Source organism: Myroides odoratimimus (assembly GCF_001485415.1).
Lineage (GTDB): Bacteria > Bacteroidota > Bacteroidia > Flavobacteriales > Flavobacteriaceae > Flavobacterium > Flavobacterium odoratimimum.
Map to the genome: position 1 here is coordinate 1 of NZ_BCMQ01000025.1, position 24,889 is coordinate 24,889.

Annotated in this window: 28 protein-coding genes; 7 read left to right on the plus strand and 21 right to left on the minus strand. The window is 31.4% G+C overall.

Annotated elements, in window-relative coordinates; translation table 11 throughout:
• The 5 genes from MODO_RS15820 to MODO_RS15840 all read right to left on the minus strand — a co-directional run.
• Nucleotides 1-404, minus strand: a 404-nt coding sequence (locus tag MODO_RS15820) for a MauE/DoxX family redox-associated membrane protein (protein ID WP_305801358.1), incomplete at its 3' end; no start/stop codon positions are given.
• Between the two features lie 87 nt (nt 405-491).
• The gene (locus MODO_RS15825; RefSeq protein WP_059051383.1) at nt 492-1,136 is read right to left on the minus strand and encodes a response regulator transcription factor; all 645 of its coding nucleotides are present in this window, start codon (nt 1,134-1,136) and stop codon (nt 492-494) included.
• Nucleotides 1,126-1,896: a sensor histidine kinase gene (locus MODO_RS15830; RefSeq protein WP_059051385.1), complete on the minus strand. Its 771-nt coding sequence runs from the start codon at nt 1,894-1,896 to the stop codon at nt 1,126-1,128. The genes MODO_RS15825 and MODO_RS15830 overlap by 11 nt, the downstream gene beginning before the upstream one ends.
• On the minus strand, nt 1,881-2,516 hold the full coding sequence (locus MODO_RS15835) for a hypothetical protein (RefSeq protein WP_059051388.1): 636 nt from the start codon (nt 2,514-2,516) through the stop codon (nt 1,881-1,883). The genes MODO_RS15830 and MODO_RS15835 overlap by 16 nt, the downstream gene beginning before the upstream one ends.
• Nucleotides 2,517-2,840: a hypothetical protein gene (locus MODO_RS15840; RefSeq protein ID WP_058699366.1), complete on the minus strand. Its 324-nt coding sequence runs from the start codon at nt 2,838-2,840 to the stop codon at nt 2,517-2,519.
• A gap of 196 nt (nt 2,841-3,036) precedes the next feature.
• On the opposite strand from MODO_RS15840, the gene MODO_RS15845 reads away from it, so the two are divergent.
• The gene (locus MODO_RS15845) at nt 3,037-3,870 is read left to right on the plus strand and encodes an RteC domain-containing protein (protein WP_059051390.1); all 834 of its coding nucleotides are present in this window, start codon (nt 3,037-3,039) and stop codon (nt 3,868-3,870) included.
• Nucleotides 3,871-4,091: 221 nt separating this feature from the next.
• On the opposite strand, the gene MODO_RS15850 is transcribed toward MODO_RS15845, so the two are convergent.
• Nucleotides 4,092-4,754, minus strand: a complete 663-nt coding sequence (locus tag MODO_RS15850; protein ID WP_016649726.1) for an FMN-dependent NADH-azoreductase — start codon at nt 4,752-4,754, stop codon at nt 4,092-4,094.
• Nucleotides 4,755-4,858: 104 nt separating this feature from the next.
• Here MODO_RS15850 and pdxR point away from each other — a divergent pair, with 104 nt between their 5' ends.
• The 5 genes from pdxR (at nt 4,859) to MODO_RS15875 (ending at nt 10,876) form a co-directional block, all read left to right on the plus strand.
• Nucleotides 4,859-6,295, plus strand: coding sequence for a MocR-like pyridoxine biosynthesis transcription factor PdxR (gene pdxR / locus MODO_RS15855; protein WP_162264456.1), 1,437 nt, complete (start codon nt 4,859-4,861; stop codon nt 6,293-6,295).
• 83 nt (nt 6,296-6,378) lie between these two features.
• Nucleotides 6,379-6,816, plus strand: a complete 438-nt coding sequence (locus MODO_RS15860; protein WP_059051394.1) for a GNAT family N-acetyltransferase — start codon at nt 6,379-6,381, stop codon at nt 6,814-6,816.
• A 58-nt stretch (nt 6,817-6,874) separates the two neighbouring features.
• Nucleotides 6,875-7,312 carry a carboxymuconolactone decarboxylase family protein gene (locus MODO_RS15865; protein WP_059051396.1) on the plus strand — a complete coding sequence of 146 codons (438 nt, stop codon included), beginning with the start codon at nt 6,875-6,877 and terminating at the stop codon, nt 7,310-7,312.
• Between the two features lie 420 nt (nt 7,313-7,732).
• Nucleotides 7,733-8,857: a chromate efflux transporter gene (gene chrA, locus MODO_RS15870; RefSeq protein WP_059051398.1), complete on the plus strand. Its 1,125-nt coding sequence runs from the start codon at nt 7,733-7,735 to the stop codon at nt 8,855-8,857.
• 489 nt (nt 8,858-9,346) lie between these two features.
• A complete protein-coding gene (locus tag MODO_RS15875; RefSeq protein WP_006266575.1) occupies nt 9,347-10,876 on the plus strand; it encodes a SulP family inorganic anion transporter in 1,530 nt (509 codons plus the stop codon).
• A 254-nt stretch (nt 10,877-11,130) separates the two neighbouring features.
• Here the strand turns inward: MODO_RS15875 and arsA are convergent, their stop codons facing one another.
• From arsA to MODO_RS15945, 14 genes are all read right to left on the minus strand, one after another.
• Nucleotides 11,131-12,861 carry an arsenical pump-driving ATPase gene (gene arsA, locus MODO_RS15880; protein ID WP_059051400.1) on the minus strand — a complete coding sequence of 577 codons (1,731 nt, stop codon included), beginning with the start codon at nt 12,859-12,861 and terminating at the stop codon, nt 11,131-11,133.
• 86 nt (nt 12,862-12,947) lie between these two features.
• Complete coding sequence (gene arsD, locus MODO_RS15885; RefSeq protein ID WP_016649732.1) at nt 12,948-13,280, minus strand: arsenite efflux transporter metallochaperone ArsD; 333 nt, start codon at nt 13,278-13,280, stop codon at nt 12,948-12,950.
• The gene (locus MODO_RS15890; RefSeq protein ID WP_016649733.1) at nt 13,277-13,519 is read right to left on the minus strand and encodes a thioredoxin family protein; all 243 of its coding nucleotides are present in this window, start codon (nt 13,517-13,519) and stop codon (nt 13,277-13,279) included. Before MODO_RS15890 ends, arsD begins: the two co-directional genes overlap by 4 nt.
• An 11-nt stretch (nt 13,520-13,530) precedes the next feature.
• The gene (locus MODO_RS15895) at nt 13,531-14,229 is read right to left on the minus strand and encodes an aromatic aminobenezylarsenical efflux permease ArsG family transporter (RefSeq protein WP_006266571.1); all 699 of its coding nucleotides are present in this window, start codon (nt 14,227-14,229) and stop codon (nt 13,531-13,533) included.
• A gap of 6 nt (nt 14,230-14,235) precedes the next feature.
• Nucleotides 14,236-14,697 (minus strand): nitrophenyl compound nitroreductase subunit ArsF family protein, encoded by a 462-nt coding sequence (locus MODO_RS15900; RefSeq protein WP_016649734.1) that lies wholly within the window; start codon nt 14,695-14,697, stop codon nt 14,236-14,238.
• A gap of 93 nt (nt 14,698-14,790) precedes the next feature.
• Nucleotides 14,791-15,111 carry an ArsR/SmtB family transcription factor gene (locus tag MODO_RS15905; protein WP_006266567.1) on the minus strand — a complete coding sequence of 107 codons (321 nt, stop codon included), beginning with the start codon at nt 15,109-15,111 and terminating at the stop codon, nt 14,791-14,793.
• A 63-nt stretch (nt 15,112-15,174) separates the two neighbouring features.
• Nucleotides 15,175-16,263: an ArsO family NAD(P)H-dependent flavin-containing monooxygenase gene (locus MODO_RS15910; RefSeq protein ID WP_006266566.1), complete on the minus strand. Its 1,089-nt coding sequence runs from the start codon at nt 16,261-16,263 to the stop codon at nt 15,175-15,177.
• 12 nt (nt 16,264-16,275) lie between these two features.
• Complete coding sequence (gene arsB / locus MODO_RS15915) at nt 16,276-17,310, minus strand: ACR3 family arsenite efflux transporter (RefSeq protein ID WP_006266565.1); 1,035 nt, start codon at nt 17,308-17,310, stop codon at nt 16,276-16,278.
• A 3-nt stretch (nt 17,311-17,313) separates the two neighbouring features.
• Nucleotides 17,314-17,928 (minus strand): arsenate-mycothiol transferase ArsC, encoded by a 615-nt coding sequence (locus MODO_RS15920; RefSeq protein ID WP_006266564.1) that lies wholly within the window; start codon nt 17,926-17,928, stop codon nt 17,314-17,316.
• A 17-nt stretch (nt 17,929-17,945) separates the two neighbouring features.
• Nucleotides 17,946-18,398: a DUF6428 family protein gene (locus tag MODO_RS15925; RefSeq protein WP_016649737.1), complete on the minus strand. Its 453-nt coding sequence runs from the start codon at nt 18,396-18,398 to the stop codon at nt 17,946-17,948.
• 62 nt (nt 18,399-18,460) lie between these two features.
• Entirely contained in the window at nt 18,461-18,790 is a 330-nt protein-coding gene (locus tag MODO_RS15930; protein WP_006266562.1) for an ArsR/SmtB family transcription factor, read from the minus strand.
• Between the two features lie 90 nt (nt 18,791-18,880).
• Nucleotides 18,881-19,687 (minus strand): twin-arginine translocase subunit TatC, encoded by an 807-nt coding sequence (tatC, locus tag MODO_RS15935; protein WP_059051402.1) that lies wholly within the window; start codon nt 19,685-19,687, stop codon nt 18,881-18,883.
• A 32-nt stretch (nt 19,688-19,719) separates the two neighbouring features.
• Nucleotides 19,720-20,538: an alpha/beta hydrolase gene (locus MODO_RS15940; protein WP_059051404.1), complete on the minus strand. Its 819-nt coding sequence runs from the start codon at nt 20,536-20,538 to the stop codon at nt 19,720-19,722.
• Between the two features lie 242 nt (nt 20,539-20,780).
• Nucleotides 20,781-21,092 (minus strand): hypothetical protein, encoded by a 312-nt coding sequence (locus MODO_RS15945; protein WP_006266559.1) that lies wholly within the window; start codon nt 21,090-21,092, stop codon nt 20,781-20,783.
• Between the two features lie 292 nt (nt 21,093-21,384).
• On the opposite strand from MODO_RS15945, the gene MODO_RS15950 reads away from it, so the two are divergent.
• Nucleotides 21,385-23,688, plus strand: a complete 2,304-nt coding sequence (locus tag MODO_RS15950; RefSeq protein WP_059051406.1) for a leucine-rich repeat domain-containing protein — start codon at nt 21,385-21,387, stop codon at nt 23,686-23,688.
• Nucleotides 23,689-23,815: 127 nt separating this feature from the next.
• Here MODO_RS15950 and MODO_RS15955 read toward each other — a convergent pair whose 3' ends face one another.
• A complete protein-coding gene (locus MODO_RS15955) occupies nt 23,816-24,808 on the minus strand; it encodes a hypothetical protein (RefSeq protein WP_059051407.1) in 993 nt (330 codons plus the stop codon).
• Nucleotides 24,809-24,889: the final 81 nt, after the last annotated feature.

A 24,889-nucleotide genomic window follows, 5' to 3' on the forward strand; every position in this document is an offset into this window, starting at 1 on the left:
TTATCATTTTCTTGAAAGTAGATGGCTAATAATCCCAAAATACATACGATGATATTAAACCATAGATGCTCTGTCCATCCCATCTTTTCAAGTATTCCTCCACAAGAGCAAGGTATAAAGTCGCTGTAGTTTAATATCAGGTAGATGTAAATAGTAAAAACTACCATTAATCCGTAACTAAGATATAAACCTAACAGCTTGAATTGTTTTATCGTTAATAATGAAGCGATAACAAGTTCAACAATAATAACCAAATAGGCTATTATACTAGCGTAAGCGCTTAATAGTGGGGACTGGGTCAGTTGAACTTGAAATGCTTCAAAAGTGATTAATTTGCTTATCGCTGCATAAACAAAAAGTAATACAAAGAAATATTGTACAATAAGTGAGAATTTGGCTTTCATAGTACTGGCATTTTGGGATATCCAAAACTACAAATCACTTATTTTCAAAACAATACGTAATTTTACGTAATTTTAGTAGTTTGACTTCTAAAAAAGATCATCCTCTGTTATATAGTGTCTAATAATAGCATAAGCAACAGCACCTATGAAGTTATTCGCTCCTGTTTTTTGCATAATAATCTCTTTGTGCTTTTCTACAGTTCTAACACTCAAATGAAGTTTTTCAGCTATTTCTCTTCCACTGTACTGCTTAACAAATAGCTTAATGATCTCTACTTCCTTCTGGGTTAAACCAGCATCTTTTTTGTAATCTGCATCTTGTAAATGCTTTACTATATTTCTAATCTGGCTATCATAATACACTCCATCTTCAAATACATTGTAAATAGCTTTTTTTATTTGAGACTGTCCTGCATTCTTGGTTAGATATCCTGCTATCTTATATTTAAGCATTCTCTCAATGGTATAAGAATCATTAAAACTACTAAGAATAAGTATTTTTAAGTCTGGATATCTGTCATTGAGTTTGGGAGTTATCTCAAAACCATCCATAACAGGCATTTGAATATCTAAAAATAGAATATCCACCTTTTTAGTTTTTAATACCTCAAATAGCTCTATACCATTAGAGCACTGAAACACTACTTCTACTCCGTCTAACTGAGATAAAAGCAAACCAAAACTTGTTCTAAAAAGTTTATGGTCATCTACTATTCCTACTTTAATTTTCATATTTATTATTTATTTTTAATGTGGTAATATTAACCTCTTGTTGTCTTTGATGAGTAAAATCTGCTTTAATTTGCTGTACTCTTGTCTTAATATTACTAAGTCCTAAGCCAACATCCTGTCCTTTTAAATCAGCATTAAAATCATACCTTATTCCATCATCAGTTATAGATAATACAAGTTGATCCTCTGTCCATTTAAGTTCTAACTCTGTATAGGTCGCCTTGCTGTGCTTGATAATATTTTGGATTAGCTCTTGTATTATTCTATAGAGTTCTAATCTTACTAATTCACTTAGTATAAAAGTTTGTTTATCAGATTTAAAAGACATTTTTATACTTGTCGCTCTTGATATCCTGGTTAAGTAATTACTTAATATGATACTAATTGGATTATCCTTAATCAAAGGAGGTGATAAGTTATAACTCACTCTGACCGCCTCATCATAGCACAATAAAATACTCTGTTGTATATCTGAAATCGTAGATTTTATTAAATCCTTATCTTGACTAAGTTCTATAACACCTACATAATTTTTTAAAGCTGCTAAATCCCCACAAAGACCATCGTGTAACTCCTTGGCTATTCTTGCTCTTTCTTTATGCTCTACAATTAAACTGTTTCTAAGTTGCTGTTTTAGCTGTTCATTGTGGTACTTGCTTAGATTCTTCTGATAAACAATCACAAGGATAATCACGATAATGACAAGGGAAATCATAATAAAAGTCCCAAGCCAAAAGAATAATTTTATTTCATTTTCCATACGCCAATTGATAAGATGATTCTAAGTATCAAACTAGCTATAATATTCACTAACCAATAATCATTAAAATAGATGTCGTTATTATAGATATAACTTGATAACATAAAAAGTGAAATCGTCGTACTATAATAGAAGAATAGCCCCATAACTACATAAAAACTACTCTGCTTATACAGACTTAAAACCACCTTTTGATCAAAGACCTGTTTTACCCATAAAAAACTACACCACATAATAAACAAGGTCAAAAAAGACTTGTTGATGCTCTTTGCTAAGAAAGCTGAATCTTCTTCCAAACAGAAAAAAGAATAAACATAGATCAATAGAAAAAGACCTAAAAAGGTTAAAAAGAACCATTTAGGTCTTTGTACAATTAATTTTATAAAAAGATAGTATAAAGCTAAAAACTCTAATAATGAATGTATTTGATACCAAGGAATAACACTTATTTTCAATACACCACTAACTACATACTCATATATAGAAGAACCAGCAATTAACAGAATAAGAGGCAAAACATAATTGTTCTGCTTATTTAAATGATTTCCTTTTCCAATAAACATAACTATAGGAAAAAGACCTGTTAATAGCGTTACATATAAGAGTACATAATAAATCATCTACTTACTTTTTATAAGCTTGGTTGGCTTTTTAGGACACATAGGAGGACATGTGATAAGCTCATCAAGCATAATTCCATTAGTTAAATCTTCTCCTTCTTGGTCTACTGCTACTAAAACCATATTGTTTTGATTGCTTTGAGGATCTAAACCTGGATAGATTCGCAATCCAATCCCCCCTTTTTGTTGTAATAACTCATTAATCTTATCAAGACCTACAAAATAACTATTAGGTTTTTCGGGGCTGTTTTCTTGATAAGAATGTGTTAGTTCAATTGCCTTTTCAAGGCTAATTACTGTACCTGATTTTTTGTTAATCTCCATAAAGCTAAACATTTAAAAATTAATAATGTAAATATTTACAATTTCCAAATAATAAACAATACGTGTTTTCCGCATATTTACCGTGTTTTTACGTATTGATTTTAAAAGTAGTATTGCTTTATTTTAAAAGAGCTACTAATAGAAGATTCTTTCAAGGCAAACGTGTCAATAATTAACCAACCAAAACTCAATAATTATGACACAAAATGCTCTTTACAAAAGTGTATTAAAGACAATCGAATCAAAGGAAATTGAACTAAACTTAATTGATTCAACTTCAATTTCAAAAGCTTACGAGATGATTCAATTTTTAAGGCTTTTACTTATAAAGCTAAAAGAAGAAATACTTCAAGTGGGGTTCAAAAATCAAATAGATGAGATTGAATTTTTTAAAGTAATTAAGCCTCAAGTCTTAGGCAAACTAATCTTTTACAACAAACTCTATTCTATAGAAACAAGTTGCCCAATAGATATTGTTGTTAAGAATAAATACTATCATAAACATCTGGAAGAGCTAAACCTTGAGTATAAGAAGTATTTTGCTTACAATGAATTCTATAAATACTATAATGCCAAACGCATAGATAAAGACATCGAGTACTTTACCCTTGGTAAAACAGATTTACTCATCGGTATAAACAGTTTTATCTTTGAAATAGATGCTCTTTTCTCCACCTATTATGATTATAAAATAGCTCGTATAATAGCTCATGACTTACTTCAGAATTATCTTCATGAGAAAATACAAGAATATGATATTGGCAACAATTCAATATCTTCATCTAACTTAGTATGGTCAGAGTCTCAAAACGCTCTTATAGAACTTATCTACGCACTTTATCTATCAGGGTCAATTAACAATGGGAAAGGGGAAATACGGAAGATAGCGGTGTTGTTTCAGCAGGTATTTGGTATAAAGCTCTTGGATATACATCATGCTTTTCATAGAATGAAAGCAAGAGCTAAGTCAAAAACGTGTTATTTAGATAAATTAAAAGAAGCACTAGAGGAGTATATGGATAAAACATAATTCTAAAGCTAAAATAAATCACACGTTAAATTTAAGATATCTATTTAACGTGTGATATATCAATAAAAAAACATATAGATTACTTGTATCTGTTATATCAATTTACATAGTTAACTGAAAATCTAATAATATAAAACCTAATTTTAAAAATGAGTTCTAATTAGCAGAGAAAAAAATCTCTTTTTAAAATATAGAAGAAGAAGACTATAATAATACAAGAGTTAAGAAAAGATAGTTTCTATATATGTTCTTACTTTTTTGTGAGCTTCCGTGATATTGTCGCTATATTCTAGTTTATCATTCGCTTCTCCATCAAGTGTAACAACTGTAATCTTAGTTATTCCCATTACATTACAAACTCTCTTTAAATAGTTAGTTTGAAAATCTATTTGCTCATTATAGTTACCTATTTCATATCCTTGAGATCCCCTTGTTAACAATAAAACAACTTCTTTGTTCTCTAGTAATCCTATGTAAGGGTCTTGTATATTATCTGGATTATATCTCCAGGTTTGATTAACGCGAACTACCTGATCAATGTATGCTTTTAAACTACTAGGAATAGACCAATTATACATAGGACTTGCAATAACTATAATATCTGCTTCTTTTAATTCCGCAATATATTCATCACTCACCTTTAAGGCTTCTACTTCCTCATCAGTTCTATCTTCTAATGGCTTAAAGGCAGCACTAATCCATATTTCATTAATATGTGGTACATTTTCAAGACCAAGATCTCTTAATTGAATTACAGTATTACGAGTATGACTCTGCCATAGCTCTTTAAAGGTGTCAGCTAATTTTCTACTTTGTGAACGTATAGTTCTTGCACTAGCATTTATAATTAAAACCTGTTTATCTATGTCTTTCTTTACATTCATCTTTTAATATTTTAGCCAAAAGTAGTTGCTTATTGGATTATATTTGTATACCAATTAATACAAATCGCACAGCCCAGATGTTACCTTATAAAACTTTAATTAAAGTGGACAGAGATTCTATTGTTCCTTTGTATATCCAAGTGTGTAATGCTTTTATATCATTAATTACAGATGGTACATTAAAACCATCTGATATTTTACCTAGCACACGTAATTTAGCTTTATTAGTAGGCATAAATCGAAATACAGTTAAACTGGCCTATGAAGAGCTTATTAGCCAAGGATGGACAGAGTCAATAGAACGAAAAGGCGTATATGTATTGTCAACACTACCTTCCATTTCCAAAAAAAGCATTGGTAATGAACCGATTAAAAATTTAAATCAAGAAGCTTTTAAGTGGACAAACAAATTTAAAGATGTTAAGTTAGGACAAAACTTTCAGAAGACTAAACTTGCCATTGATGATGGGTTTCCAGATGTCCGCCTTGCCCCCATTGATGAGTTAATGCGTGAATACAGAAGTATTTCCAGAAAATTCTATGGTCGTAATTATTTAAAATATGGAAGTCCTCAAGGTTCAGAAAATCTAAGGGAGGCATTGTCTAATTATCTCTCTACCACTCGAGGCTTAAATGCCTCTATCGATGATTTACTAATCACAAAGGGTAGTCAAATGGGGATCTATTTATCCGCTCAATTACTTTTAGATCCAGGAGATACTATTGCCGTAGGTATGTCTAACTATCCTACAGCAGATCAGATTTTTAAACAAGCAGGTGCTAACCTTTTAAGGATACCTATAGATCACAATGGGATGGATGTAGACTATCTCGAAAACAAATTAAAAAAACAAAAAATAAAAGCTATCTATATCATTCCACATCATCATAGCCCTACTACAGTTACACTAAGTATGGAACGCAGATTAAAGTTTTTAAAATTGGCCAAAGAACATCAATTTGCAATTATAGAAGATGATTATGACTTTGATTTCCACTATGCTAATAAACCTTATTTACCTTTAGCAAGTATAGATCACAATCAAAATGTAATATATCTTGGGTCAATTACTAAGACCTTTGCCCCTGCTCTAAGAATTGGTTTTATGACTGGCCCAGCTAACTTTATACATGCAGCCACCGCCTTAAGAGAACTAATCGATAGACAAGGCGATACAACCTTAGAGGAAGCATTTGCCTCCCTTTTTAATCAGGGAGAAATGAATAGATACAACAGAAAAGCACTTAAGACCTATAAGGAAAGACGCGATACATTCTGTTCTTTATTAGATACTAATTTCGCTAATCAAATTACCTTTAAAGTTCCCGAAGGTGGATTAGCTATTTGGGCTATTTTTAATCCAGAGATAGATTTAATAAAACTATCTCACAATGCATTAAAACAAGGTTTATATCTAGACAATGGCCTGTTTTACAAGAATGAGGTATTTTCAACTAATGGCATTCGTATGGGATTTGCATCATTAGACGAAAAAGAAATGATAGAGGCTTGTGCTATTCTAAAAAAAGTAATGTATTAAAATTCACTGGGCTACCTATTATTAATAATCTGGCATGTTGAGCTTATTTGACTCTGTTTTAATTTTACCAAAAATATTAAAATATGGAAAATACATTTGAAATTAAAGCTATTGAAACAGCATCAGAGATTCAAAAATGTTTAGCTGTTGCTTTAATCTTAAGACCACATTTAAACAAAGATACTTGGCTTATTACAATTAATGAAATGCTTAAAAATGAAAAATATGCATTAAAAGGTATCTACGACAAAGAAAATATTGTTGCTTTTATTGGTTATAGAAAAATGACCACGTTACATAGTGGATATATTATTTATATCGATGATTTATGTACTGTAGAAAGCTATAGAGAAAAAGGATTTGGAGGTAAACTATTAGCCCACATAAGATCTATAGCTGAATCCGAGTCTATGGATGCTGTAGTATTAGATACTGGTTTTGACAATCACACTGCACAGAAATTATACTTTAAAAATCACTTCGAACTATCTGCAGTTCACTTACATACTTATTTAAAATAATCTATTCTATAGTTTTATTTGTAACTTATATCCTTCTAATACTTAAAAAAATTGACAAATGAAAAAACGTATTGACTTATCAAATGTAGTATCAAGTGGTTATAAAAGAATTATTGCACTTGACAGTTTTGTTCAGAATTCAGATTTAGACAAAACTCATCTTGAATTAATAAAGGTTAGAGCATCTCAAATTAATGGTTGCGCGTATTGCCTTAATTTACATACACGTGACGCTATGAATCAAGGAGAAACTGCTCAACGAATTTTCTTACTAAATGCTTGGAGAGAAACGGAACTATTCACAGAAGAAGAACGTACTATTTTAGCTATGACAGAGGAAATTACTCTAATTAGTGAGCGTGGTTTAACAGAAGAGACTTATGAAATGGCTACAAAGTTATTCAACGAAGAATACATAGGGTTCATTATTATGGCTATCATTACTATTAATGCATGGAACAGAGTCGCTGTTAGTACACATAAACCAATAGATTAATCAAGATGATAAGAAAGATTGGCTTATTTAAATTCAATAAACATACAAGTATCAATAAAATCGAATTAGACATAAAACAGCAAAAGTAAATTAACTTAGAGAGCTACTTTTTATTTAGGTGAGTCGATATTACAGAATGCGATCCGAAAGCAATAGATTATGTTTTTAACGAATTAGATATAAAAGAGATTTTCTCTCTTGTAAAAATAAAGAACCTTGCTTCAATTAGAATATTAGAAAAATATAAGATTTATTTGATAATGTTGGATATTAAGATTATTGAAAAAAGGTTTAATCCTCATTTTGTTTACATTTAGGTAACCTTTGAATATCTAATTATCATTAGTTTTACCCCCTGTTCCTATTACACAATAATGTTGAACACATCAATTGCAATAAAAACTAAAAATAGGAAGCAAAATGTCAGAAAAAGTAAGCCTAAAAGAAATAGCCAAAGTCTTTACAAAACTGGGAATTATTGGTTTTGGAGGTCCTGCAGCGCATATTGCGATGATGAGAGAGGAAGTCGTTGTACAAAGAAAATGGATGGATGAACAACACTTCTTAGATCTACTGGGAGCTACCAATTTAATCCCTGGTCCTAACAGTACAGAAATGGCCATTCACATTGGCTATGACAAAGGGGGATGGAAAGGCCTCATAATTGCAGGGCTATGTTTTATTCTTCCCGCTGTTTTTCTAACGGGTGTACTCGCCTACTTTTATAAATTGTATGGGCAATTACCGCATATACAACCTTTTATATACGGAATTAAACCAGCAATTATAGCCATTATGCTTGGAGCTGTTTTTCCACTAGCTAAAAAATCTATTAACTCCACCTTTTTAGCCTTTTTGGGGCTAATCGTCTTGGTAGCTTCTTTACTGGGGGTTAATGAAATCTTTTTATTGTTTGGGGCTGGATTTTTAGCCTATGCCCTGTTTTATATCAATACGAGAAAGCAAAATACCTTACAAAGCTTGATTGCATTGCCACTCTTACTTAGCATACAAAGTACGTTTTTCACTACAACCAATCGACAGTTATTTTGGATTTTTCTAAAAATAGGTGCTATACTTTATGGTAGTGGTTATGTGCTATTTGCCTTTTTAGATACAGAACTAGTACAAACAGGATTACTAACAAGGGAACAACTAATGGATGCAATTGCTGTAGGGCAATTCACACCAGGACCTGTTTTCTCTTCCGTTACTTTTATTGGTTTTCAAATTAATGGTTTATCTGGAGCAATTCTTTCAACTGTTGCAATTTTTTTACCATCCTTTATTCTAGTAGCCTTACTAAACCCATTGATGAAAAAACTTCGCAACTCAAAAGGATTATCTGTCTTTTTAGATGCGGTGAATGTTGCCTCTGTCGCCTTGATTGTCGCTGTTTGTATAACGATGACACGAGATGTCTTGCTCAACTGGCAAACCCTTGTTATTACCCTACTTAGTGGTATACTCGTTTTTAAATTTAAAAAAGTAAATAGTGCTTTTATTGTTTTAGTAGGAGCTTTGTTGGGGTATATACTCTACTAATCAAAATAATAAATAACTTTATTAAAAATCTTATAATCATAAACTTACATAATTAAATAGCTTAATGTATATCTATTTCATCAAATACTGTTGATTAAAGTAGTTTCTCTTAAGCTATTGATGATGATTTCTACTAAAAAAAATTATTCAGTTACTTGTTTGTAAAATATTTGTTTAAATCCATTAGACACTGCCGCGATGCTATGCAGAAATATCTTGAGATTTTTCATACTATCAAATAAAAATTAAAAAAATCTTCAGAATACAATAAAAAAGCAATAACTTTGTAACTTATGAAAAAAACAGTAAAAATATCTTCTCAAATTACTCCGCCTTGATCTTAGGCTAATAGTTTTTTTTATCCAATTATTTCCTTTGGCACTTTTGTCATGGACTTATCTTATATATACTTATAAAAGTACATATATCATATCTATTATTGCTTGTAATTAAAATTACAAAGCGTCATACTTATTTAATTTTTTTTCTATGAAGCAACTAATCAATTTATTTGATTTTAGTCAACCAATCAATTACAAAAATGAGATATTGGCTGGTTTAGCGGTATCTATGACTATGATACCTGAATCCTTATCTTTTGCTATACTAGCAGGTCTATCACCATTGACAGGTTTATATGCTGCTTTTTTAATGGGACTTGTAACAGCAATATTAGGAGGAAGGCCTGGTATGGTCTCAGGAGGAGCTGGAGCAACTGTTGTAGTTCTTATTGCTCTTGCAGCTAGTTATGGAACAGAATACCTCTTTGCTGCTGTTGTATTAGCAGGACTTTTACAACTACTTGTGGGAGTATTAAAACTCGGTAAATACATTCGGTTAATTCCTTCCTCTGTAATGTATGGATTTTTAAATGGATTAGCAATTATCATTTTTATGTCACAAATTGTTCAATTTAAAATTACTACAAATGGAGTTGAAAATTGGTTAGAAGGTTCAGCCTTATATCTTATGATTGGATTAACTTTACTTACAATTACAATAGTAATTTTACTTCCTAAAGTAACAAAAGTAATACCATCTTCTCTTGCAGCTATTATTGTTGTTTTTGCACTTGTTTACTTTTTTAATATCGATACTAAAAAAGTAATTGATATTGCCTCTGTAGGAGGCTCCTTACCTACTTTCCATATTCCAAATATTCCCTTTACCTTTGAAACTTTAAAAATCATATTCCCTTACTCTATTGTTATGGCAGGAGTTGGGCTTATTGAGAGTTTACTTACACTTAATATGGTTGATGAAATTACGAATACAAGAGGACATTCAAATAGAGAAGCAACTGCCCAAGGTATTGCTAATATTACGAATGGATTTTTTGGTGGTATGGGAGGTTGTGCTATGGTTGCACAATCCCTAGTAAATATAGGTGCTGGGGGAAGAACAAGACTCTCTGCTCTTGTAGGAGCATGTTCTATACTATTAATAATTTTAGTTGCAGGTCCTGTAATTGAGCAAATACCTATGGCTGCATTAGTTGGAGTAATGATGATGGTAGCCATTGGAACTTTTGAATGGGCTAGTTTTAAAATAATAAATAAAATGCCTCGCCACGATATCTTTGTTATTATCCTAGTAGCGAGTATAACAGTTATATTGCATAATTTAGCATTAGCTGTATTAATAGGAGTTATTGTTTCTGCTCTTGTTTTTGCGTGGGAAAGCGCTAAACGAATAAGAGCTAGAAAATATATCGATAAAAATGGAATAAAACATTATGAAATATATGGACCTTTATTTTTTGGTTCAACTACAATATTTCTTGAAAAATTTGATATAGAGAATGATCCTGATCAGATTATTATTGATTTCAAGGAAAGTCGAATTACAGATATGTCTGCAATAGAAACAATTAATAAACTTACTGAAAAATATGCTAAAGCTAATAAACAAGTTCATTTAAAACATTTAAGTTTATCCTGTAGAAGATTAATCAAAAATGCACAAGGAGTTGTTGATATAAGTATCCTCGATACCGACTATAAGCAATACAATTCCTAATATTTTACTAGAGCATACTATATTTCATGTATAAAAAACAAATACAAGCCAAATAGTTAAATTTAAAAGAACATAACTAAACTTTCCTTATTGAGTTTTATTTTCTGTTACACAAGGCTATAAAGCCAAAAAGATTTTGGAAACTAAATTTACTTTAACGTATAGTTTTAATTATAATCTGAGACCAACAAAAGCATCACACTTAAATTAGTATATCATTCTAATTCAGTGTGATGTTTTTAAAAAGTACTTCTTTATTCAACCTTTTCCATCCAAGGTATTACAACAAAATTACCTTTAGAAAGTTCATTGACTTTATTAATCCATTGTACTTCCGTTTTTGCTTTATCTTTTAAAAAAGTACTTGTTGTATCTGTGAGATATAAACTTGAGTTTATTACCCACCATTTATTGTGTATACCTGCTCTTGCAAGATCTTCTTGTAAGCGTTGTGCTTCAAATAAAGGTGTTGTTTCTGGTAACGTAACAATAACTACTTCTGTTTCTTGTTCATTTCTTAAACGTGGTAATAAATTCTGAACAGCCTCGCTAATATCTCCTTGTGTACGCTCTACTTCTTTGTGATAACTTTGAGTTGAATCTAATAACAATAAAGTATGACCTGTTGGTGCTGTATCGATAACAATTACTTCATGATCTGCTATAGCTACAATCTCAGCAAAAGCGTTAAAAACAGCTATTTCCTGTGTACAAGGAGAGCGTAAATCTTCCTCAATATAACTTAAATCACTGTTTCCCATAGTTAGTCTTGCCTTAGCTAAAACTTTCTCCTTATAGGCTTCTAACACCTTCTTCTCATCAATATGACTAACAGTAAGCCCTTCTACCTTTGTATTTACATACTCTAAGTGATTGGCTGGATCTGTTGTACTTAGGTGAACCTTAACTCCTTTTTTAACCAGTCCTCTAGCGATTCGAGCAGCTATTGTTGTTTTCCCTACACCTCCTTTACCCATCGTGAAAACCACTTTTTTCTTAGATATAAAAAGGTCTTCTATCAATACATCAATATCTTGTAACTCGTTTTTGTCTAAGCTATTTTCAGTCAAAATTGCACTTGTATTAGAAATAAGCATATTTCTAATATTATCAATTCCAGTCATATTATACGATCTTAATGGAACATAATAGGTTGGAATATCAAGAAGCTTTTTAGTTCTATTTTCTAAAGCATTTTGCTGGCGTTTATACAACTTACTTGAAATAGAATCATTCTGATCAAAATTCTCTAGCACTCCATTGATAATTAAACGCTGAGATTGTATATCTAACTCAAGTAACTCCTTATATGAACGCTCTACTTCTTTTAATGGTGTTTCATCTGGACGACTCACCAAAAATAAAGTTGTATTATTTTTATCACTCAATGTTTTCACTGCCTGCTCATATACTACTTTACGATCACCTAATCCCGACAATTGCCCAAGACAAGAAATACCTGTTGTATTTTCATCAATAAATGTATTCCATGCTGCTGGTAGTTGTAACATTCTAAGTGTATGTCCTGTTGGTGCTGTATCAAACACAATATGGTCATATAAATCGTGTTTCTCTTTATTTGTAATTACATCTGCAAATTCATTGAAAGCAGCAATCTCCACTGTACATGATCCTGATAGTTGCTCTTCCATATTAAATAAAACAGCCTCTGGTAACTTTCCTCGATAAGGTCCTATTATGGATTCTTTATATTCTAAAGCTGCTTGCTCTGGGTTTAAATTCAAAATAGAAAGAGTGGGAATATCTTTTAACTTAGTCACTTTATTGCTCAAAGGTATATCAAATACATCCTGCAAATTTGATGCAGGGTCTGTACTAATAAGTAATATATTTTTCCCACTGTCTGCCAAGTTTAAGGAAGTAGCACATGCTATTGATGTTTTTCCTACTCCTCCTTTACCTGTAAAGAAAATATATTTTGTAAATCCTTCATTAGAGGGATTATATAGTTTAAAATTACTCATAACTACTATTTTTTTATTCAATACAATTCCTGTTCGACATACAATTAGGTATGCCGAACTAAACTGAAATTGAAAATTGGGTTAGATTATTTTGTAACAATCAAATCAGATTCTGACACTTCAAGCCATTCTGAAATTTGCTTATTACTTGGATATGATTTGGTAAGAACAATTACTCCATTTAAGGTAGTAATAGGAAAATTATCGATAGACTCTTTTTGGATAAAGTCATTAACTACTTTAGTATCTACATAAACCTGAGGATTGTCACGTAAATTAAATCGCTCAATTAAAATGCCTTTTTTCTTTAAGTTTTCTATTACAACAGCAATACGCATTAATTCAGGATCAATATTAACCCCACAAAGCCCTGTTGGACAACATAAAGCTGGATCGTAAATCTTTACTTCATTTTTCATATCTGATGTTTTTTAATTAATTCTTTTACTTCTTCTTTTGATGGAACATACCCCTTAACAGTAACTTCTCCATTAATAACCAAAGCAGGTAAAGACATAATGTCATATTTTACAATCTCTATAATATCATCCTGCTTTGTAACTTTGATATCAGAACCTAATTCTTTTACTACAGATTCTACGGTTTCTAAAGTTACCTTACACTTGGCACAACCTGTACCTAAAACTATTATTTCCAAATCTATTTTTTTTATAAATTCACATATATATAATAAACACCTACAACAATAAAAACAGCAGATATAATACGTCTGAACCATATTTCAAAACTCTTCATCTTATTGTAAAAATGCCCTACATTAGATATACTGTAAGCAAGTAAAAAAGCTATGATGATTACAGGTAACCCCGTTGCTAAAGCAAAAACTGGTGCTAATAATAATCCTGAAGCACTCGCCATAATTAAAGGAATCATCACTCCAAAAAACAATACTCCACTGTAAGGACAAAACGCTAAAGCAAATAAAACACCAAGTAAAAAAGCATTGAAGTAATTCTTCTTAAAGTTCTTTTGATTTACCTTCTGACTTAGTGATCCTACTCCTGGTATATTTAATTTAATAATATCAAGCATTAAAATACCGATAAGGATTAATCCAATCCCCAAATAAACACCACTTACATTTTGCAATAGTTTTGCTACTTGAAACTTACTTGCTCCAAAATAGAAAATAACACCTAATACAGTATAAGTAAATGCACGACCTAAGGTATAAAACAGTCCATTAAATAATACTTTACGCTTAACTGTAATATCTTTACTTAAATAAGCTGTAGCTGTAATGTTAGTAGCTAAGGGACAAGGACTAATAGCAGTCATCAGTCCCAACAAAAACGCAGTTACTATTGGAATATCAGAACTGTCTACTAATTGTTGTAGTAATTCCATCTAACATTAAAGTTTTTTGTTTACTTGTTCAACTATAAGCTCTTCTAATACCTTTGGTGTTGTTAGTGCTGTTGCAAAAGCATCTTCGGTTAGATTAATTGAATCATCGCCTTTGGCAATAATAAGTGCATTCCAAGTCACTTCATACTTCTCTACTAAATCACTATACTGCTTTTCACTTGTATCGACTTCAATAAACTTCACTAACTCATTACTAGCAAAAGCTCCTTCTACAGTTTTCTTCGTTAAGTCTCCAACTGCTAAACAAGTTTTACAACGTTGCTTTCCATGGAAATAATAAACATAAACCATTGTATTATCCGATTTTTCCTGTAAAAGCTGCTCTTGATCTAATACTTCCAAGCTCGACTCCACTAAGGGGTTTTGTTCTTGTGTCTTTTTCTTGTCTGAACATGAACTAGTTACTAAAGCCAACATACAGATAAGGCTTAAAAAGGTTGTTTTCATAAATAGTAATTTTGATGTTATTTAAATTTTTAGTTTCACTAAATGTCAATGTTCGTAATTCGTAAAACTACGAACATTGAGAGCAAATTTTTTTTATGAGCACTCAGAAGGCTTTTTAATGTCTTCAAAAAACTCATTTAATAGTTGCTTAGCAATTCGCCAATTCTCTTTATTAATACAATACTTTACTGTAGGTAAATTAATTGTTCCTTGAATCAAGCCAGCTTCTCTTAATTCTTTTAAATGTTGAGACAATGTACTTTTTGCTACAGGTAATACCTCCGACATATCTCCATGAAAACAACACTCCTGAGAAGCAAGCATTTCTAAAATGGCAACTCGTATAGGATGAGATAAAGCCTTCGTTATTCTTGCTATCTCTACTTGTTTTTTTGTTAGGTCTCTTTTCAACATACCCTTATCATTTATCAAATTAATCTATTCGTAAATATACGAACAATTTATCTAAAGTTCTTCTTACAACTTTAAAAAATCTACAACTTCTTCCACTGTACTCCTAGCAGACCTACCAACTCCAATCAATGTTGCAGAAGCAAAACCAGTCCAATCACCATAACCTACAAGCCACAAACCATTAATTCCTTCAACTTTGCTGTTACCATTGGTATTCACTCTGCCATCTGATTGAAGTATTCCTAAAGGTTCTAAATGCTTTAATGCAGGTTTAAATCCTGTGCACCAAATAACAACATCAAAGTTTTCTTCTTCTCCACTTTTCCAAACAACACCAGTTTCAGTAAAGCGCTCAACCTCTCCTTTGCTATTTAAAACACCTCTTGATCTAGCATCCACAACAGGGGGAACCATAACAATACTTCTCACATTATATTTTGCTTGTACTTGCTCATTACCCGCCTTTTGCTCATTATATTTTTGCGTTGCTACATCGAAAAGTACCCTACCATCCACATCATCAGGTAAAAAAGCTGGTGCTCCTATTGTTGACCAAGTAACAGTTGTATACTTGGAAACTTCTGCTAAAATTTGAGCTCCAGAATTACCTCCACCAATCACCAATACTTTTTTTCCTATAAAATCTGAAGCATTTTTATAATAGGCAGAATGTAATTGTTCATTTTTAAACTGATCTAAACCTTTAAAGACAGGAACAAAAGAACTCGCCCATGTTCCTGTAGCAGATATTACTGCTTTTGCTTTAAAATCGCCAATCGAAGTTTTTAAAGTAAATCCTCCCTCCTGTTTTAAAACTGATGTAACCTGAACAGATCTCTTTATAGGTAGACTATATTTTACTTGATAATCATCCATATAGGAAATAACCTCGTCTCGAACGGGATAATAGTTTTCTGATTTTGGAAACATAAATCCTGGTAAAGAGCTAAACTCAGCAGGAGAAAACAAAGACAAAGAATCCCATCCGTGAATCCAAGCTCCTCCTGGTTGAGATTGCTGATCTAAAATCAAATACTTTATTTGTGTTCTTCTTAAATAAAACCCACAAGCCAAAGCACTTTGACCACCACCGATAATGATTAAATCATAATCATTTTGATCTTCTTTATTATCATTTACAAAACTTCTCATAAAGGCTATATTTTACTTTGTATAATATTTCTTTTTCATCCACAAACTCACTCGTACAAGCAAAATCAATACTGGAACTTCAACTAAAGGTCCAATAACTCCTACAAAAGCTTGAGGAGAATGTATCCCAAATACGGCGATGGCAACAGCAATAGCTAATTCAAAATTATTACCTGATGCAGTAAAAGAAATAGCAGCATTTTTATCATAATCGACATTCATTGACTTGTTTATGAAGAAACTAACAAAAAACATCAAGACAAAATAGATAACAAGTGGAATAGCGACCTTAACTACCTGCATCGGTAATTGAACAATTTGTTCTCCTTTTAAGCTAAACATAAGCACAATGGTAAATAGTAAAGCATATAAAGTAAAGGGTGAAATAAATGGGATAAACTTACGCTTAAACCAATCTTCTCCTTTTATTTTAATTAGGTACTTATGACTTAAAAAGCCAGCTAAAAAAGGAATTCCTAAATAAATAAGCACACTTTGTACTACGTCACTCATCTTAATTGAAATAGCATAATCGGCAAACCCAAAATAAGAAGGTAATACATTGATAAAAAGCCAAACAAAAAAGCTATAAAACAGCACTTGGAACACACTATTTAATGCAATTAGTAAGGCTGCATATTCTCTATTACCCTTTGCTAAATCATTCCATACAATCACCATTGCAATACATCTTGCTAAACCAATAAGGATTAATCCTACCATATAGTCAGGTTCATCACGCATGAAAATAATAGCAAGAACAAACATTAAAACAGGTCCTACAATCCAGTTTAAGAAAAGAGATAAGCTTAAGACTTTCTTATCCTTAAAAGCCAGTGGTAATAGATTATAATCAACCTTAGCCAGTGGCGGGTACATCATGATGATTAGCCCTATGGCCAACGGAATATTGGTCGTCCCAATAGATAGTTTATCCATCACATTAGAAACACTTGGAAATACATTTCCTAAGAGAACACCAATCCCCATAGCCAAGAATATCCAAAGGGTTAAGTATCGATCTAAAAATTTCATTCTAACCTGCATAACTTACTTTTTAATTTGTGACACGATGTAAAACATTTCACTTGCAATTTCAAGGCTTCGATTAAAATATCCTATTTGTTGATTTGCTGTTCCATCAAATTCCTTAGGATCCTCGAATGTAATAGGGATTCTTCGCTCAGCACCTGCTATAAAAGGACAACCTCCATCAGCCTGTGAACAAGTCATAACAGCTGCAAAATCATCACTTGGATTAAAAGCGGCATCGTACTTCTTAGAAAAACCAATAATAGGAACTTCATTATCACCATACTTTATCGCATAAATAGGATTCTCTCCTTCTGCAATTTTGAACACCTCAAGTCCTTGTTCTTTCAGAACGGTAGCAACAATTGGATACATAGCTGTTTGTTCGGTTCCTCCTGAATAACAAGTAACATTTGGAATACCATAGTAACTAGCCGCTACTTGCATCCAAATCTGAGTCAAATGACTTCTTCTTGAATTATGTGTACAGATAAAATTGATTCGAATTGGAGATTTTGAATCAACCTTAGATTGGATATAAGCCACCAAGGGAGCCAAAACGTCTTTTCTACTATCACTTATCACTTGTGATTCAAGCATAGTGCTAATTGTAGTTGATAATGTTTTATACATCTTTTACTTTTTTAAGATTAACAACATCCAGAGTTAGGATCACAACAATTAGTTTGAGTTACCTGATTACTTGGTGTAATTCCACAAGCATCTTCAGCTAAACAAGCAGTCAATGTGTTTTTTAATAGAAAGTGAGTTCCATTAAATGCTAAGAAATACTTTCCTATTGTTTCTTTACCTTGAACTTCTACTTCAATCTCCGCATCAACAATACCTAATTTTGTTTCTGACAACCTGATAATATTTAATAATTTACCTGCTTTTAAACGGTGCTGATAATCATCCGCATTCCACAATTGGAAGCTTACCTTAACCTCTTCTCTTATTGTCCCTCCACAGTCAATAAATTTCTTTGTTACTTGACCTACTTCTGTTACATGGAAGTGCTCTGCGACAAACGTCCCATCTTCAAATTGAAAATCTACTCGATCTAAATTTCCTAAAACGACTTTTACTTCTGATAATTTCATATTATAATTCTACTTTGTTTTTGTTATAATCGCAATATTACGATGATTTTGATTAAAAAATATTAACAGCAACCCTCTGACTGAATTCTTTGAGCGAAGAACAATTCAAACTCCTTGAAAAATTCATTCCAAACTGCATCGTCAATACAATAGCAAACTGATTTACCTTCAATTGTTCCTTTGATAAGTCCACTATTCTTAAGCTCTTTTAAGTGTTGTGAAATAGTAGCTTGAGCCAATCCAAGTTCCTCTACCAAATCATTGCAAATGCAAGCATCTTGATTGATAATATACTGAAGAATGGCAAGTCTTGCTGGATGCCCTAAAACCTTAAACATAAGCGATAATCTATTCTTTTTATCACTAAATAATTCTGATTTTGTTACTCCCATTGTTTTATACTTAAATACACATCGCAATATTACGATGTATATTTAAACTGTGCAAGTTTAATTAATATTGATAGCAAATACGATAATATATTATTCTGTAATGTGATTAGGCTTCATAAACTTTGAAAAGAAAATACTCACTTCATACAATAAAACTAATGGTATAACCAAAATAACTTGACTCAATACATCTGGAGGTGTAATAATTGCTGATGCTACTAAAATCAAAACATAAGCATATCTGCGATAACCTTTGAGTGTATCTGTTGATAAAATTCCCATCTTGTATAATACTAGAATGACAACTGGCAAAACAAACACAATACCTGATGCTAGTATGGTGGTTTTAACAAGAGAAATATATGAGGTAAGATCGATTTGATTGGCAACAATACTACTAATCTCTATATTCATAAAAAAATGAATAGATAAAGGAACTATAATAAAATATCCAAACAAGACACCTATAAAAAATAAAAGACTTGTGATTGTTACAAATACAATACTGTATCTTGTCTTACTATTATATAATTTAGGTTGTACAAGTTTCCAAATTTGATACAAAATCCAAGGAAATGAAGCTATTAGTCCAAAGGTAAAACTAGTCCAAATCATAATCATTAACTGACCATCCATTTTTCGATTTTGAATATCAAAATCAATCCCTTCCATATACAATGATGAACTCAAATTAAAAAAATCTATCAAAGAACGATGCCAAATATAAATAGGAAAATTAGGGTTCTTAGGAGCAAATAATATTTGCTCAAAAATAAAGTTAGTATATAAAAACGCTATGCTACTACATAAGACGATTCCAATAAAACACTTGATTAAAAAACTTCTTAAAAGTCCAACAAAATTTAAAAATGTCTTTTTCTTAATACCTCTATCCATATCTTATTATAAAATGCTAAACTACTGCTATTTTAATTATTTAATATCCAAATTAGGGCTTGTTTTTTAGTTGCTCTAAATATAGTTGTATGTCCTTCATTTGGCTCATCTACATAGTGCCACACTAAATTTTTATTTTCATTTTCTGCTAAAATAGTAGCTAACTTATTTGTATAGGGAGAAATATCAGCAGCATTCGATCCTGCAAACCAAAGCTTTCTTTTTACCGCACTATTTTGATCTAAACTAGCTTTTGCGGTTCTAACTAAATAATGATTATTCCACCATAATGAAGGGTCAAAGGCGATATAGTTTGCAAACATGGCGGGTTCAACAAAAAAGGTTTCCATCACAAACAAACCTGAAGCAGATTCTCCTAATATCGTTTTTTCTTCTTTGGTTCTATATCTTTTATCGATTTCCTTAAATAACTCTTCTTTAATAAAGGCTCTAAACTGATTAGAACCTCCTACCTCGGGTGCAATTTCTTTATCTTTTGCAACAGTTGTAAATCCTGTCAAATCTCTTCTTCTTTGTGTATTTTCAATTCCAACTAAGATTACAGCAGGAATTTTTTGCTCATTTATAAGCTCTTCTATGGTAGATGCGATATGAGGAAAATCCTCTCCTATTCCTCCATCAGCCATATAGATTACGGGCAAAGAATCCTGAGTATTCTCATAATTTTTTGGTGTCCATACATTAATAGTTCTTTCTTCTTTTAATTGATTTGATTCTAGTTTAAAAGTATCATGTTTAGGCACTACATCCTGAATTGTACTCTTATAACCACAACTTGCTAATAAAATGGTATAGCATAAACTTAACAAAAACATAATTTTAAATTTCATTTTAGCGTATTTTTTGATTCACAAAATTATTTCAATAAAAAACAGTAATTAATACCATTAACCTATTAATTTTACTATTTTTGAATGTGAGAAATCTCATTCTTTATTTTTACTACTGTAATTCTAAATTAGATAAAAATAATTTTATTCAATATTAGAGATTTACAGCACTAAACTAGTTCTCCTTATTTACTAGTTGTCTTTAAAAGGAGAAAGTCTTTTGGGCTTTCTCTTTTTTACTACTATAGCTTAAATAAACTTAATAAAAATAAAACTGCTACGATTAAACCTGAATACCTAAAAAACTTGACAAAACGATTAAAATCATAAAATAAAGTTTGTCCGTCAATAAGATTAACAATCATTAGAATAGTACAAGTAATAATTACTATTATCAAAAATAACACAGGAGCAGCAATATAAGATATTATATTGGCTGCAGCCCGTTCATTTGTTCTACTAAAGTCCAAGAAACTAAGTAGCATTCCCAAGACACAAAGCACTGTTAAAACAATAGCTATAACATAACCCACATTTCTAAATAAACTCCCCATTTTTATTAAATTTTTCTTTGTTTATACACCATACTAGATGTACCACTATTTAAAAATCACACCCTAAATAATATATTATATATCAATAATATAGTTTAAATAAAAACTCAAAAAGATCGACCTACTTCTTTCTAACTCCTGTATTAATATCACCTAATTCAGTGAATAATATGTCTAAACAAAATATTTACTTTGATCCATAAATATTTTTTACCATTAACTGATTTATACTATTACTCAAAATCCAAAAATAATTTTAAAATCAGAAACAAAAAAAGAAAAAAAAAATAATATGTATAAGTTTATTGAATCATTACCTGAATACTATGCTACTATTCAAAGTCAAACTAACTTTCCTAAAGACTATATCAATGATTTATTTTTGATTGGAAAATGTAGCAAAGACACAAACACAGTTAAAGAAATCAGACAAACTTTAGAGCAAAATGCTAGTGAGAAAGTTATTAAAGCCTTCAAAATTCGAAAAAAACTAATCAAGTCAATTGGTATTCCCCAATGGTACGAGGTTTTAAATACCTTATTAGAATATGCAAATATATCGGATGATTTAGATGTTGATTTTATGTATAGTAAACTAGGGTTTGATGTACTTGACGTTAGGGATAGTCATGACCCAACTACTCTGATTCAAAATCCAATACTACTAGGGAGGTTCCCCTCAGTTAGAATTATCAATATTGAAACCTTAAACTTTGAACAAGGACTACCTGATGTTTTTGACAAATTTACTCAACTTGAACACTTAAGCATAGAAGGAGAATATACTAAACTTCCAAAATCAATAGAAGACATAACGACACTACAGTCTTTGGAATTGGAGCTTCCTAAATTAACACATATCAAATTTGACTTTACAAAACTAACTGCTCTAAGGTCTTTAAAGTGTATGAACACCAATTGGCCTACTCCAACACTACCTACCCTGCCTAGAAGTATAGAAACGATTGAGTTTTCTTTAGTAAGCACTCTTAATTCCATTGGAGAAGAACTAAATACACTTCCTGAGCTGAACAAAATTAAAATCATGAAATGTCCAGATTTTACTACGATAAGTGACAAGTTAAACGTACCTAGCCTAACTGTGTTGAGCCTTTGGAAAAATGATAGACTCCAGCTAATTCATCCTAAGGTAATTTTTAATGGTAAGATTACTTGTTTTTCTGGAGAATTGATCAACTTAGAACAACAATATACTTTTGATTCACTGACAAACCTAGTAGTTTCAGACCAGGCAATACTACTATATCTATCTCAAAACCCTGAGTCTTTTCCTAACTTAGATAAATTGAGCTTTTCCAATATGGAAAACCTAACGGAAATAAAAGTGCCATGGTCTAAATTCAATAAACTAACGACCGTTACATTTGAAAATTTAATTGGTGATAACTCTTTATCGCAAAATATAGAACAATGTACCTCGCTTAAACACCTTAGTTTTTTTAACTACCAAACAGTGCAACTACCTAAATCAATCGGACGTATTGAAAAGCTGATGTCTGTAACTATAGAACAATCTAATAAACTAATAATAGACACTTGTTTTCTTCCCAGTGTAATAGATGTACTAAAAATCATAAACTGTGCTGAAATTAAAGTATCTAACAAAATTATATGCGTTGGTAAAGCCTCTATTGAAAACTGCAAAGTTGAAAAGCACAGCGATTTATTCAGCTATCTATCCGTAGAAAACTTCACATACTTTCCTTTAAAAAACGATACTTATGAAGTAAATGATATCACTAACTTAATGGTTAAGCCTTATACGCTTATTAGTTTGGACACCAATTTGCCAATAGGTCTATTGACTAATGTGCTGGTTAATTGTGAAAACCTAAAAATTTTAAAAATAAACAGTAACGCAATCTTACCTGATAGTTGTCCTTGCTTATCTGTGGATCAAGAGACTAAATTGCACACCTTACAATTAGAAAACGTTGAGCTTGATAACTTAGATCAACTCTTAAGAAACAGTCCTTTAATAGAATCTATTAAATTAAGAGGATATGATCATTTCCCCACTGTTGAATTACCTTATTTAAAAATAGTTGATTTATCTTATTCAAAAATACCTACACTAGAAGGATTAGATGCTCCAAATTTAGAGGTTGTTGATCTATCTTTATGTTATGAATTTGGATTAGCTGGTGCGAATGCTTTGGTCAAATATCCTAAACTTAAAAAACTTAGGCTTCAAGGAACTAACGACTCCTTGTGCTACGTACCTCAAGAACTTACATGTTTACCGTTGCAAGAACTATACTTATCTGGCTATCAAATAGACATGATACCAACCTATATCGGTCAGTTTAAAGAATTGCGTACACTACACCTTACCAACTTTGATACAGAAGGACTACCAAACTCTTTATTAGACCTTAAAAATCTTGAACGTCTTAGTATTGAAGGATGTAATTTCAGCGAACCTATTCCTGCATCATTTAGATCACTTAAATTAAAAAAATTACAATATACTATCAGTAAATTCAGTGGAGCAAATATGAACCCTAAATATTACAACAACCTCATCACCGATGGATATACTGATTTAGTGAAGTGGTTCACTAATGAAGATTAGTCTAAAAAACAATTAGACTTCTAACTGAAAAAAAACTATTTAAAAAGATAACTAGAAGTTAAAAAACTAGTTATTCACTTCTTACTTAGCTTACCCTATGAAAACAGAATATATGCAGAATACCTAATTACAAGGATTTACTTGCAAGAAAAGGTTCTTCAGTTTGCTCATCTGTAGGAGCAAACATAATTCCAAGTACCTTAGCACTAAATTCTAAATCGTCAATAGCATAAACTGGTGTAGAAACTCTAGTCTCTAATTCACTATCTGCAATGGTCTTGACTTCTACTTTTTCAGGTTGAAAAACCATAAAAGGCTCTTCTATTCCATCTACATACATTTCAATTTTCAAAATACCTCCATCCTCTGGAAGATATGTAGAATGAGTAAAGTTTATAGTCTTGTCAAACAGTGGAGAAATATAAACCAACAACTTGTTATAACCAAATGAAAACTCATTATTTGGATCAGAAGGCGCTTTAATTCGTGTATATTCAATCACATCACAAGCATAATTGCTTACATAAGCTACCTTATCTAATTTTCTTCTATTAAACTCCTTATAGTCAATAGTACTACCTTCTGTATAAGTTTCTCCTTTAGAAGGTGTATATATAGCATAAGCTGTTTGATTTTCAACTGGCATATCAGTAGCAGGAGCCATTGCTTTTAAGTAAACAGACGCTTGATCTTGATCTTCACTGTGAAAATGATCCATCTGCCAAGTTGCTCCCTTCGCTTTAGCTAAGACTGTACTATTTTTCACATAGTAATCTGCCTTGGTCATACTCATCATTAATGCAAAAGCAGCCATAGGTTTCTTATCAAATAAATCTCCCCATGCTAAAAAAGGATTTTCATCTTTTGGCAAATTTGTCATTAGTGTTTGGAACTGTCCATATACGTCCCCTTTTGAATAATCTATTTTATCCAATAGTCCACCGACATTTATTCCCTTAGTATAAATACTCATAACCATCTTTCCTTCCACAAAAGGAGTAGTCACCACTTCACCTGGTACTTCAGGAGTTTCTTTACCAACATTTACAGCATCATTGCTCTCGGTAGAACAAGAAGTCATAATAAACAAGGCGAAAAGGCCTAAAAACATTTTTTTCATATAATACTTACTTTTTACTATTAGGTAAAAATACGTTAATCAGAAATAAATATCAAAACACAAAATAATTCAAAAACATAT